The sequence below is a fragment of the Streptococcus sp. 5004 genome (genome assembly GCF_013276755.1).
In the GTDB taxonomy this organism is placed as follows: domain Bacteria; phylum Bacillota; class Bacilli; order Lactobacillales; family Streptococcaceae; genus Streptococcus.
In genome coordinates, this window is record NZ_VMLP01000028.1 from 1 (window position 1) to 12,338 (window position 12,338).

At 40.2% G+C, this 12,338-nt stretch carries 17 protein-coding genes and 1 pseudogene; 3 read left to right on the plus strand and 15 right to left on the minus strand.

Features of this window, described 5'->3' with window-relative positions:
• Positions 1-248: 248 nt before the first annotated feature.
• The 4 genes from HT685_RS08935 to rpiA are packed head-to-tail and all read right to left on the minus strand — an operon-like array spanning position 249 to position 3,525.
• A complete protein-coding gene (locus HT685_RS08935) occupies positions 249-1,058 on the minus strand; it encodes a purine-nucleoside phosphorylase (RefSeq protein WP_173226616.1) in 810 nt (269 codons plus the stop codon).
• Positions 1,055-1,615, minus strand: coding sequence for a DUF1697 domain-containing protein (locus HT685_RS08940; RefSeq protein WP_173226618.1), 561 nt, complete (start codon positions 1,613-1,615; stop codon positions 1,055-1,057). Before HT685_RS08940 ends, HT685_RS08935 begins: the two co-directional genes overlap by 4 nt.
• Position 1,616: 1 nt before the next feature.
• The gene (locus HT685_RS08945; protein ID WP_173226620.1) at positions 1,617-2,828 is read right to left on the minus strand and encodes a phosphopentomutase; all 1,212 of its coding nucleotides are present in this window, start codon (positions 2,826-2,828) and stop codon (positions 1,617-1,619) included.
• Between the two features lie 13 nt (positions 2,829-2,841).
• A complete protein-coding gene (gene rpiA / locus HT685_RS08950) occupies positions 2,842-3,525 on the minus strand; it encodes a ribose-5-phosphate isomerase RpiA (protein ID WP_173226622.1) in 684 nt (227 codons plus the stop codon).
• A gap of 231 nt (positions 3,526-3,756) precedes the next feature.
• On the opposite strand from rpiA, the gene HT685_RS08955 reads away from it, so the two are divergent.
• Positions 3,757-3,942 carry a hypothetical protein gene (locus tag HT685_RS08955; RefSeq protein WP_001068557.1) on the plus strand — a complete coding sequence of 62 codons (186 nt, stop codon included), beginning with the start codon at positions 3,757-3,759 and terminating at the stop codon, positions 3,940-3,942.
• 112 nt (positions 3,943-4,054) lie between these two features.
• On the opposite strand, the gene trxB is transcribed toward HT685_RS08955, so the two are convergent.
• From trxB to HT685_RS08990, 7 genes are all read right to left on the minus strand, one after another.
• Positions 4,055-4,966 carry a thioredoxin-disulfide reductase gene (trxB, locus tag HT685_RS08960; protein ID WP_173226624.1) on the minus strand — a complete coding sequence of 304 codons (912 nt, stop codon included), beginning with the start codon at positions 4,964-4,966 and terminating at the stop codon, positions 4,055-4,057.
• Positions 4,967-5,031: 65 nt separating this feature from the next.
• Entirely contained in the window at positions 5,032-5,256 is a 225-nt protein-coding gene (locus HT685_RS08965; protein WP_000926599.1) for a DUF4059 family protein, read from the minus strand.
• 77 nt (positions 5,257-5,333) lie between these two features.
• Positions 5,334-6,077 (minus strand): amino acid ABC transporter ATP-binding protein, encoded by a 744-nt coding sequence (locus HT685_RS08970; RefSeq protein WP_000590982.1) that lies wholly within the window; start codon positions 6,075-6,077, stop codon positions 5,334-5,336.
• Positions 6,077-6,877, minus strand: coding sequence for an amino acid ABC transporter permease (locus HT685_RS08975; protein WP_001103449.1), 801 nt, complete (start codon positions 6,875-6,877; stop codon positions 6,077-6,079). The genes HT685_RS08970 and HT685_RS08975 overlap by 1 nt, the downstream gene beginning before the upstream one ends.
• Before the next feature lie 157 nt (positions 6,878-7,034).
• Positions 7,035-7,391, minus strand: a complete 357-nt coding sequence (locus tag HT685_RS08980) for an arsenate reductase family protein (RefSeq protein ID WP_000889092.1) — start codon at positions 7,389-7,391, stop codon at positions 7,035-7,037.
• Positions 7,392-7,403: 12 nt separating this feature from the next.
• Complete coding sequence (locus tag HT685_RS08985; RefSeq protein WP_173226626.1) at positions 7,404-7,913, minus strand: methylated-DNA--[protein]-cysteine S-methyltransferase; 510 nt, start codon at positions 7,911-7,913, stop codon at positions 7,404-7,406.
• Positions 7,913-8,407 carry a GNAT family N-acetyltransferase gene (locus tag HT685_RS08990; protein ID WP_173226628.1) on the minus strand — a complete coding sequence of 165 codons (495 nt, stop codon included), beginning with the start codon at positions 8,405-8,407 and terminating at the stop codon, positions 7,913-7,915. Before HT685_RS08990 ends, HT685_RS08985 begins: the two co-directional genes overlap by 1 nt.
• A gap of 134 nt (positions 8,408-8,541) precedes the next feature.
• On the opposite strand from HT685_RS08990, the gene HT685_RS08995 reads away from it, so the two are divergent.
• A complete protein-coding gene (locus HT685_RS08995; RefSeq protein ID WP_173226630.1) occupies positions 8,542-8,988 on the plus strand; it encodes a DUF1836 domain-containing protein in 447 nt (148 codons plus the stop codon).
• The gene (locus tag HT685_RS09000; RefSeq protein ID WP_173226632.1) at positions 8,985-9,632 is read left to right on the plus strand and encodes a hemolysin III family protein; all 648 of its coding nucleotides are present in this window, start codon (positions 8,985-8,987) and stop codon (positions 9,630-9,632) included. The genes HT685_RS08995 and HT685_RS09000 overlap by 4 nt, the downstream gene beginning before the upstream one ends.
• Before the next feature lie 282 nt (positions 9,633-9,914).
• Here HT685_RS09000 and HT685_RS09005 read toward each other — a convergent pair whose 3' ends face one another.
• The 4 genes and pseudogenes from HT685_RS09005 to HT685_RS09990 all read right to left on the minus strand — a co-directional run.
• Entirely contained in the window at positions 9,915-10,841 is a 927-nt protein-coding gene (locus HT685_RS09005) for an aldo/keto reductase (protein ID WP_173226634.1), read from the minus strand.
• A 75-nt stretch (positions 10,842-10,916) separates the two neighbouring features.
• Positions 10,917-11,732, minus strand: coding sequence for a hypothetical protein (locus tag HT685_RS09010; protein ID WP_173226636.1), 816 nt, complete (start codon positions 11,730-11,732; stop codon positions 10,917-10,919).
• A gap of 3 nt (positions 11,733-11,735) precedes the next feature.
• Positions 11,736-12,056: a PadR family transcriptional regulator gene (locus HT685_RS09015; RefSeq protein ID WP_173226638.1), complete on the minus strand. Its 321-nt coding sequence runs from the start codon at positions 12,054-12,056 to the stop codon at positions 11,736-11,738.
• Between the two features lie 88 nt (positions 12,057-12,144).
• A pseudogene (locus tag HT685_RS09990) lies at positions 12,145-12,338 on the minus strand (hypothetical protein); the annotation flags it as partial.

A 12,338-nucleotide genomic window follows, 5' to 3' on the forward strand; every position in this document is an offset into this window, starting at 1 on the left:
GCTAACTTCCTAGTTTGCTCTTTGATTTTCATTGAGTATAAATTCATTCTTATCTTTCCTTATCATCCTAGTCTGCTTGGTAGGAAGCTAATGCTAGTATCCTAGAATCTTGTCTTTCACAATGCTAACTGTCAGACTCTTTCAGGTACAAGAGTAGGAAGAAACCCATAGTCTACCTATGTTTCTTCTTTGTTCCGAATAGTCAACCATGAAAGGAAAGAGGCATTCCCCCTTTTAAATCTTTTTTCTTACAATTCTGCAAGAATAGCTTTAAGCAAGCCTTTGAAATCACCTTTGACACGTTCGGTTACTTCTACAACTTCTTCGTGATTGAGTTCTTCTTGGAAACCAGCCGCAAAGTTAGTAATACATGAAATTCCTAGAACTTTCAAACCTGAGTGGGCTGCCACGATCACTTCAGGAACCGTAGACATACCAACCGCATCTGCTCCCAGTGTCTTATAAGCACGGATTTCTGCTGGTGTTTCATAAGTTGGACCGGTTACACCGATATAGACACCTTCATCAAGCTTGATACCAAGTTTTTTAGCCACTTCATGGGCAGTAGCACGGTATTCTAGAGTGTAGGCCTTAGACATATCTGGGAAACGAGGACCAAAGTCATCCAAATTTTCACCCATCAATGGGTTTTGCCCCGTCATATTGATATGGTCTGAGATAGCCATCAAGGTACCAGGGCCATATCCAATACCACCAGCTGCATTGGTTACAATGACACCTTCACATCCAAGAACTTTCATGACACGTACTGGGAAAGTCACCACTTCCAGAGGATTCCCTTCGTAGAAATGGAAGCGACCTTGAAGAGCCAAGACCTTGCGACCTGCCAGCTCACCATATACCAATTTCCCAGCGTGACCAACTACTGTTGAACGGCCCCAGTTTGGAATCTCAGCATAGTCTACTACAACTGGATTTTCGATTTCTTCTGCCAATTCTCCAAGACCTGACCCAAGGATTAGACCGAACTCAAGTGCTTGAATTCCCTTGTCTTTCAGGAAGGCAGCTGTTTCATTGATTTTATCTAAAAATGTCATTGTGTGTCTCCTTTATTAGTTTTTAGCATTTGACCGATTTTGTCAAAGGTTTTGGCATTGCGAATAGTAATATTGCGATAGAAAGGCACCTTCAGCAAGTACTTGTGATAGGCAGTTTTAGAGTAGGTTTCTTCAGAGAATTTTCCCCAGAAAATACCAAGTCTTCCAAAATGAAGCACCTCATCTTTCAGCTCTAAACTTTCAACTGTCGCGATGACTTGCTCCACGTCCAAGCCCTCAGTGTAAAAGAGGACGTCTTTTCGTGCCAAATCTTCATTCCACCAAGCTGGTAGATTCTCCACTTCTGCTTCATAGTCTTCTTGACTCATTAGGGAAAATCTCTGAATAAATGGATAATGGACTGCAAAGAAAGTCTCTAATTTTTCAATCAATTGGGATTTTGAGTCTGCCGAAGTAAAGAAAATATTGCCACTGTTGATGTAGCTTTCAACCTTTTCCAGTTCCAATTCTGTCAGTTCTTGACGAAGCTCCGCCATGACGACCTTATTCTTGCCACCAACATTAATACCCCTCACCAGCAAAGCATAGTGCGTCATTTTATACCAATTTATCTAAGAAACTTTCCCCAATCATGGCTGTTTCAACACCAAAGTTATCGGCAACAGTCGCTGAAATATCTGCAAAATGTCCTACTGGAATGACACCATGTCCTTTAAAAGCAGGACTGTAAGCCAAAAGTGGGATATATTCCCGAGTGTGGTCTGTTCCTGCATAGGTTGGGTCATTTCCATGGTCAGCAGTAATCAAGAGAAGGTCGTTCTCTCGCATGGCTGCGATAATTTCAGGCAAGCGTTCATCAAACTCATGCAAGCAATCACGATAGCCATGAGCATTACGACGGTGGCCGTAAAGGGCATCAAAGTCAACCAAGTTTGTGAATGAGAATCCTTTTTCAAACTCAGCAAGGCCCATGGTCTTCAATAATGTATCAATTCCGTGGCTGTTTGACTTGTTGTGGCCCATGTCATGATTGATACCAGCTCCGTTAAAGATATCGTTGATTTTACCAACAGCATAAGTATCGATACCAGCCTCATTCAATTTATCCAAAACAGTTGGGGCAAATGGAGAAACGGCCAAGTCACGACGGTTAGCTGTACGAGTGAAGTTACCTGGCTCACCCACATAAGGACGGGCAATGATACGACCTAGAAGAGCAGGACGCTCAAGGGTAATCGAACGAGCGTATTCACAGATACGGTACAATTCATCAAGAGGAATGATGTCTTCGTGGGCAGCAATTTGCAAGACTGGGTCAGCTGAAGTATAGATAATCAACTCTCCAGTTTCCATCTGACGTGGTCCAAAATCATCGATAACAGCTGTTCCTGAGTAAGGTTTGTTTGCTTCACGAATGACCTTGCGTCCTGAAAATTCTTCGATTTTTGTCAAGATTTCTTCTGGGAACCCGTTCCAGAAAGTATCGAAAGGCTCCGTAATGTTGAGTCCCATGATTTCCCAGTGTCCAGTCATAGTATCCTTACCAAGAGATACTTCCTCTAATTTTGTTGCATATCCTGTTGGACTGCTTTCTGCCGGTACAGTCTTAAGAGGAGTTTCACGAGGAATATTTCCAAGACCGATTTTAGCCATGTTTGGCACATTCAAACCAACTGATTTGGAAATGTGTCCCAGTGTGTCAGAAGCTCCATCTGGAACCCCTGCATTGACAAAGTTATTAGCATCTGGTGCAGCACCGATTCCTACAGAATCCAGTACCACCAAATGAATACGATTAAATTTAGACATCTTATGCCCCCTTCTATTTTTCTTTTCTTGAGGTTAAAGTCTGAACCCCATCTCGTCCAGCAACGATGACCTTGTCCACCATTTGGTTGAATAAACCGTGCTCTACGACACCAACGACATGGTCCAATTCTTGTCCGAAAGCAATTGGATCTTCAATGACATCCAAGGCAAGATCGATGATAAAATTCTGCATATCGGTCACAAAACGTTGGCCATCTTTTTCACGGAAACTTGGTTTGTAGCCAGCTCGTTCAAAATGACGAAAGACCTGCTCTGCACCATACTGAACCACTTCTACTGGCAATTTAAAAGCACCTAGTTTCTCGACCAGCTTGCTTTCATCAACTACCCAAATGTATTCTTTTGAGGGCGTTGCTACAACTTTCTCCATCAGAAGGGCACCACCACCGCCTTTGATTCCGTTAAACTGACTATCCACTTCATCTGCACCATCAACCGTCACATCGACAAAGTCTACTTGGTCAATAGACTTGAGTGGGATATTAAGGCCTTCTGCCTGTTTAGTGGTCACACTAGAAGTTGTTACAGCTGTAATCTGCAGTCCTTCTTCCTTGATACGACGACCGATTTCTTCGACAAAATAATAGGCAGTCGAGCCTGTTCCAAGTCCAACGACCATTCCATCCTTGACAAACTCAGCAGCCTTGATACCTGCCATTTTCTTCAGATTTTCCACTCAAACACCTCCATTAAAGAGCTATTTCTATTATAACATGTATCCGTTTTTATTTCATGGATACACTAGAAAAAACCGAACATTTTTATTTTTATGTCTACCTTGTTTTGGTAGTTAGAATCTTAGTTATGAGAACTTGTAGATAAAAACAGGTCCTAGCCAAAAGTAGCAACAGTTGATTTTTTACCATAAAGATGATTAAATAGGTAAGTATAGAAAAGGAGAAATAGGATGAACCCATTAGATTTGTTTAACCAAGTAAAAGAATTAATCGAAACAAAAGATTTCGAAGCTGCAAAGACATTTGTTGCAGAAAACCAAGACCAACTTGGAGAATACTTCTCTCAAGCTCAGCAGTTGATTTCTGGTTCTGAAGGTCTTGATGGCCTCGTTGGAAAGATTAAAGGATTTTTCTAAAAATATAAGAGGCTGGCAAAACTCAATTTCAGTAGAAAATGAAATTAATTTTCCCACAATAAAGCGCATAGTGTCAAATTTTTTGTAAATCTGATACTATGCGTTTTTATAATTAACTATGTTCTGTGATAAATTTATAAGCTTCTTGACCAGCGATAGCTCCATCTCCAACTGCTGTTGTTACTTGGCGAAGATCTTTCAAACGAACATCTCCAACTGCAAAGATACCATCAACTGCAGTTTTCATGTGGTTATCTGTCACAATCCAACCTGCCTGATCTTGAATATTCAATTCTTTAACAAAATCGCTAAGAGGGTCCAAACCAACATAGATAAAGACACCACCGAAGGCTTGCTCTGTCACTTGACCTGTTTTCACATTTTCAAAAACGACAGATTCTACTCTGTTTTCACCCTTGATTTCCTTAACTACAGAATCCCAGATAAAGCTAATTTTCTCATTCGCAAAGGCGCGATCTTGTAAAACCTTTTGGGCACGAAGTTGGTCACGACGGTGAACAATGGTAACAGTCTTAGCAAAGCGAGTCAAGAAGAGGGCTTCTTCAACAGCTGAATCTCCACCACCGACTACCAACAAATCTTGGTCACGGAAGAAAGCGCCATCACACACGGCACAGTAAGAAACACCACGACTATTCAGTTCTTCTTCTCCAGACACTCCCAAAGGACGGTGTTTAGAACCAGTTGCTACGATAACGGTACGTGTTTCATATGTTTGGTCATCAGTCATCACTTTCTTAAAATCACCATGGTCTTCTATATTTTCAACATAACCATAAATGTGCTCAACACCAAGATTTTCAAGCGGCTCAAACATCTTCTCTGCCAATTCTGGCCCACTAATATTAGCGTATCCTGGGTAATTTTCAATATCAGATGTATTATTCATCTGACCACCTGGCAGACCACCTTCAATCAAGGCTACTTTCAAATTGCTTCGAGCAGCATACAAGGCTGCAGTCATACCTGCAGGTCCAGCACCGATAATAATAGTATCGTACATATAGATTCCTTCTTTCTTGTTGTAACTATCTTTATTCTAACTCTTTCTTGTCAATCACGCAAGGATTATGCTTTGAAAACAAGAATTAAACTCATAACCGCAAAGGATAATACTGGAACAACCAAGACACCAATCATAATCATATCATAGAGATGGGCTTGGCGAGCCTTGGCTGTCTTATCCACTCCCGACATGGCTCTCAGTCCAATCCAAATCCCTAAAAAAATCAGGACGAGGATGGTGGTCAAGATCAAACTCTCGAAATATAAAGAAAATAGTTGCAGTAGCATGATTTCTCTCATTTCTATCTTTTTTAAAGAGTAAACTCAGCTAGTCCAGCTAACTGAGTTTTTCTTTATCTATTATATCAAATATAAGTCCGTTTGTAACTAGCGAAGAATTCTTTTGTCCGCTCTTCTTTAGGATGGTGGATAATCTCATCTGGTGTTCCAGACTCGATAATTTTCCCCTTATCTAAGAAGAGAATCTTATCAGCCACTTGGGCTACAAAGGACATGTCATGACTGACCAAAATCATGGTTTGACCTGACTTAGCAGCATCTGCAATAGATTTTTCTACTTCACCAACCAATTCTGGGTCAAGGGCTGAAGTTGGTTCATCTAAGAGCAAGACATCTGGTTTCATGGCAAGAGCACGCGCGAGGGCAACCCGTTGCTTCTGTCCACCTGATAAATGGCGAGGATAATGGTTTTCACGGTCCGAAAGCCCAACCTTAGCCAACTCTTCCTTGGCAATCTTAGTCGCTTCTTGGTCGGATAATTTCTTAACAACAACCAAGCCTTCTTTCACATTATCAAGTGCTGTTCGGCGTTCAAACAAATTAAACTGTTGGAAAACCATGGACAGCTTACGGCGTAGGGCAAGTATTTCTTCTTGAGTAATCTTAGAAAAATCAACTGAGAAATCATCAATCTGAATAGAGCCACTGTCAGGTGTTTCAAGATAATTGAGACTGCGAAGGAAAGTTGATTTTCCAGCTCCTGAAGAACCAATCAAGGCTACAACTTCCCCTTTTTGAATATCCAAGTTCAGATGATCCAAGACAGTCTGTCCTGAAAAGGATTTGCTTAAATTCGAAATCTTAATCATTAACGAAGGTCTCCTTTCACATCTGTTTGCACTGTATCGGGTGCAGAAATAGCCATTTTTCTCTCGATGAAACGACCGAGGCTTTCAATTCCGATATTGACTACCCAATAAACAAGGGCAACGGAGATAAAGCGTTCAAAGTAACGATAATCGGCACCACCCAAAATCTGAGCTTGGGCAAATACTTCCACAACACCCGCACTAAAGGCTAGGGAAGTTCCCTTGGTCAAGCCGATTAGGGAATTGATTAAGGTTGGAGTCGCCACAACGGCCGCATTTGGAATAATCACGCGACGATAAACTTGTGCTCGGGTCATGCCCAGACTGCGTGCCGCCTCAATCTCACCAGGATTGACTGAGAGAATGGCTGCACGAATGGTTTCACTGGCATAAGCCGCTTCATTAAAAGCAAAGGCTACAATCGCAAAAGCAGCGGCTGGAATCGCATTGATATTGAGACCAGTCCCCCATTGCTGATTAAGGGCTTTCAAAGCCAAAGGAATTCCGTAGTAGGTCAACATGAGTTGCACCAAAATCGGTGTCCCTTTTAAGAAACTAACAAAGAAGGCCTGCAAGGGATATAAAATTTTGACACGATTGATTTTCACAATGGCAAAAAGAAGTGCCAAAACCAAGCCAAAAAGGGCACCACCAATTGTCAACATAATCGTTGTTGGAAGTTGTTGGACAATTCTCGGAATTCCATCAAAGACCGAACGCAGGCTAAAAAGCTTGCCATCCGGAATCAATTGCATCAAGTTTTGGTACCAATCTGATGCTAAAATCGTTGTAACATTCATAAAAACATCCTCTCCTGATAATGATTCATTCTACCATACTTCTGCCGTCAATGAAATTATTTGCTACGGTCAGATACAGACTTTGTCTACCTACTAGTTTATCATACTTTGAAACAGGGAGGTTATATATTTTATCTATCAAAGAGATAGATAAAAACTATTTCAATCCCAATTCTTCATAAGGTTTTCGATAACCGATTTGCTTAACAGTTCCATTTTCTACTAAAATGGGCCGTTTTAACAACATACCGTCACTTGCTAGCAACTCAGCCGCTTCTTGGTTCGATAAACTTCCTACCTTATCTTTCAATCCTAATTCACGGTATTTGATTCCACTGGTGTTGAAAAATTGCTTCAATTCGAAACCTGAGGTCTCTAACCAGTTTAAAATGACTTCTTGGCTAGGTGTTTCTTCGACGATGTGGACTGCTTTATAGTCCACACCGAGTTGGTTTAATTCTTGTTTTGCTTTTTTACAAGTTGAACATTTTGGATATTCGATAAATTCTAACATGTCTTTCACTTTCTATTTTATATCTTTAAAATCTGCGTCTTCATGCTCCAAGAGCCAAGCTTTCTTTTCCACTCCTGCAGCATAACCTGTCAGACGCTTGCCTGCTCCTAGCACACGATGACAGGGTACTAGGATGGACCAAGGATTGCGTCCTACCGCTCCGCCAATTGCTTGAGCAGAAGCCACTTGCAGGTCTTGGGCTATTTGTCCATAGGTCACTGTCTGACCATAAGGAATTTCCTGTAAATAGGACCAAACTCCCTTTTCAAAATCCGTTCCGATTGGAGCCAAGGGCAAGTTGGATAAATCCTGAGACTTGCCTTTAAAGTAATCATCTAAGCAAGCAATAACTGGGTCTAAAATGGGATGACTAACAACTGCTTCTATCGGCTCATCTCCTAGCCCTCTCTCAAAATGCTTCTGCTCCTGCACCCAAATTCCATACAGATATTGCTCGTCGGCAACCAAAGACAAGGTTCCTATTGGCGAAAAGTAGTGCATTTTTACATACTTCTTTTGCATTATTTCTTCAATTTTTGATAGGCCAAGCGTTCGCCATCAACTGGAACCTTACCAACCTGTTTAAATCCGAGTTTTTCAAAGATATGCTGCATGGCCTTGTTTGCAACATGCGTATCTGAGCGAAAATCTAGATAATCAAATCCTTCAATCAAGCCCTCTAAGAAGGTTTGAGCAACTCCTTGTCCCTGCACATCTGCTGCCACAGCGATACGGTGAAAGACTAGGTACTCTGACTCCCCAGCTTGCCAGTTGCCTTCATAAATGGCTTCATAGGCTGCCTCTGGACTCTTGGTTACAGCAGCATAGGCTAATAGTTCTCCTTCTTCCAAGGCTACATAGGCTTGGCCTGAGATAATATCATCGATAATAATGTCTGCTTTTGGATAGCCATTTTGCCACTGGTCACTACCAGCATCCGCTAAACATTTTTTAGCATCCTCCATCACCTGCATGATGGCATCTACTTCATTTGGAAAAGCTAATCGAATCTCCATCTTTTCTCCTCATTTCTGACTAGTTTCTCCCATCATAGCATAATTTAAGCCTTTTCACAAGCAGTTAAAACTTGACTTTTTGTTTTTGTTATTTTATAATCTGTTTATCAAAACTAGATAAAAAGGAGTTTGAAATGAAAAGTACCTTTTCCTACCCAAAATGGGCAGAAATTCCAAACATTGACCTCTATCTGGACCAGGTTTTGCTCTATGTCAATCAGGTCTACGCCCCTATTTCTCCTGATAAAGACAAGGGCCTAACAGCATCTATGGTCAATAATTATGTCAAACATGGTTACCTGACAAAGCCTGACAAGAAAAAATACCAACGCCAACAAATTGCCCGTTTGATTGCTATCACAAGCCTCAAGTCTGTATTTTCTATTCAAGAAATAGCCCAGACACTTAATACTCTCCAAACTCAAGCAAGTTCAGACCAACTCTACGACGCTTTTGTGGATTACATGAACCAAGGAATTGATCCAGCTAACCCCATTATCCAAACCAGCTGCCAAACCGTTAAACTCTATCATCAAACTCTAGCCTTAATCCACCATACTGAAGAGGAGGTAATCCGATGAACAATAGTCTTAAACTCAGCAAACAACTCAGTTTTGGAGAGGAGATTGCTAATAGCGTGACCCATGCCGTAGGTGCAGTCATCATGCTCATCTTACTCCCCATTTCATCCACCTATAGTTATGAGGCACACGGATTTTTATCATCTATCGGCGTTTCCATTTTCGTTATTAGTCTCTTTCTCATGTTTCTATCATCCACCATTTACCACTCTATGGCCTATGGTTCTACCCATAAATACGTTTTGCGAATCATCGATCATTCTATGATTTATGTTGCCATTGCTGGCTCTTATACGCCAGTCGTATTGACTTTAATGAATAACTGGTTTGGCTATCTGATTATTGCCATTCAGTGGGGAACGACCATCTTTGGTATTCTCTATAAAATCTTTGCTAAAAAGGTCAATGAGAAATTTAGCCTTGCTCTTTACTTGATTATGGGCTGGTTGGTTCTAGCTATCATTCCTGCCATTATTAGTCAAACGACACCAATTTTCTGGAGTCTCATGGTAATTGGCGGACTCTGTTATACAGTTGGGGCTGGATTTTACGCCAAGAAAAAACCTTATTTCCACATGATTTGGCATCTCTTTATACTAGCTGCGTCCGCACTCCAATACATCGCCATTGTTTATTACATGTAAAAATAGGTCGGGACAAAAAATCCCAACCTCATTTTTTTATTCTCTATGATGTTTTATACTCAATCAAAATCTAAAAATCACTCTAATCCATTTTATAATATCTACTATCGTGCCGTCGATTATGGAATACTACTTCCCTACCAGTATATAAATCAGAATAGTTAAATCATAATCATCCGTTGATGAACCGTACATAACGAATCAAGACAGACAAATGGTCAGATAACAAAAAAATGTTTTCCAACGTTTTTTTGACTGTGATTTCTTTAAATGCATTTTTTCCTAAGGCAAATTATTCCCTGCAGCAAGATAAATTTCATACCATTCTTTTCTTGTTAAGCTAAAGTTTCCCGCTTGGCTAACTTCTCTCAAGTGCTTAGGATTTGTTGTACCTACGACTGCCTGCATTTTGGCTGGATAACGTAATATCCAAGAAATGGCAATAGTTGAAGGGGTTACTCCATATTTAATAGTTAAGCGATCAAGTACTTGATTTAAAGCTTGAAATTTCTCATTGCCAACAAAATTCCCTCTAAAATACCCGAATTGTAAGACAGACCATGCTTGAATGACCACATCGTGTAATTTGCAATATTCAAAAATGCTGCCATCTCGCATAGCTGCTTGACTATCTTCCATATTAACATGAAAACCTGATTCGAATCCTGGAGTAAAAGCCGCACTCAATTGTAGCTGATTAACAGCTAACGGCTGCTTGACATCTTTTTTAAGCAACTCCATCATCATGGGATTTTGATTAGAAACTCCAAAATTTCGAACCTTACCTTGTTTATAAAGGAGATCAAAGGCTTCTGCTACTTGGTCAGATTCCATCAAAGCATCTGGTCGATGAAGAAGTAAGCTATCTAGATGATCAATCTTCAATCTTTGCAAAATTCCGTCAACTGATTTTATAATATAGTCCTTAGAAAAATCAAAATAGGTAAATTCTTCAATGCGAATGCCACATTTTGACTGAATCCACATTTCTTCTCTTAAATCTGGACGATTTTTTAGGACAAGGCCTAACAGTTCTTCACAACGACCACGACCATAAATATCAGCCAAGTCAAAAGCATTGATTCCAACAGAGAGTGCTGTTTCTACAAGCTCTTCAACTTCTTTTACAGACTTATCTTCTATTCTCATCATTCCGAGAACAATTTCTGATAATTCTTTGTCATCTTGACCAAGAGTTATGTATCTCATCAAATTTTTCTCCTTAAATTTCTAACATTCTTCCCTTCATTATAACAAAAAAACCGCTTTGCAACGGCTTTTTGACTATATTTCACTCCATTTTATCTTCTTAAACCCACGGAATAATAGAAAAATGCCAATAAAAAGAACAGCTAAAGGAATAATCTTTGTAAGAAAAACATTTGAAATTCCCATCCACTCATAATAACGGAGTAGAGAACCCACCACAAGATGGGCAATAATCATACTGACAAAGGGACGAAAAATCGGTTCTTTCCAATTCCAAATACTGATGACTAGGGAAATCATAAAGACAGACAAACTATCCCAGGGAGCAGGAAGATAAAATGCTCCTTCTTGTACAAAACTTCCTATTCCTACATATCCCAGAACAACTAGCAGAACAAGAATCCCAACGACAATATAGGTGCCAATTTTCATCTTAGGAGAATCTTGGACTAGCCCCCAACGTAAGATTGTGGCCACAAGTCCAAATCCAATCAGAAAAAGAAGAAGTTGCCCTAAAAATGTGAGCAAATTGACTGTTAAGAGAGGACCTTTAGAAAAATCACTTAGTAGTTGATAATAACGTAATATCGCTAGGACAAGAATTGGCGTCAACAGTGACTCCTTGATAGAACTGCGTGGTGCTTCCTTGAGTATCTCTTTCATTATTTTTTTAGGATTCTTACCTAGATAATCCTCTGCACTCATGCCATCTCGTTCTGCTTCTGAGAAATCTAACATCATCAAATAGATTTGCTCTCTGAGATAGTCCTCATCATAGAGAAATCCAGCAAGATTAAAACTATCCCACAGTTCCTCAAAATACTGCTGATTCTCCTCAGAAAACTGATGTAACAAAGCGCTTGTTTCTTCGTAATACTTCATTTTCTTCATGGTTTATCCTCCATTCTTAATTCCTTCTACTTTTTGACTCAAATCGTCCCATTGTTGCCAAAAGACCGAGACACGCTCTTCTCCTTCTTTAGTTAATGAAAAATACTTCCGATCTGGACCATCTGCCGACGGGCGCATGTCGCCTCTTATCCATTGATTTTTTTCTAACTTTTGCAACAAAGGATAAATAGTTCCTGGAACGATAGTGTCAAACCCAGCCTCTCGCAAAGTCTGAACCAACTCATAACCATACCGCTCTTTTTGACCAATCATATCCAAGACACAACCTTCAAGAACACCTTTTAATAGTTGAGTTTCCTTCATCCCTTCCCCCTTCTATCTATTTTGTAATACCTACTAGTAACTTCATCTATAATATACCACTTTCACACTAGTTTGTAAAGCATAATAGTTAATACTCTTCGAAAATCTCTTCAAACCACGTCAGCGTCGCCTTGCCGTAGGTATGGTTACTGACTTCGTCAGTTCTATCCACAACCTCAAAACAGTGTTTTGAGCTGACTTCGTCAGTCTTATCTACAACCTCAAAGCAGTGCTTTGAGCAGTCTGCGGCTAGCTTCCTAGTTTGCCCTTTGATTTTCATTG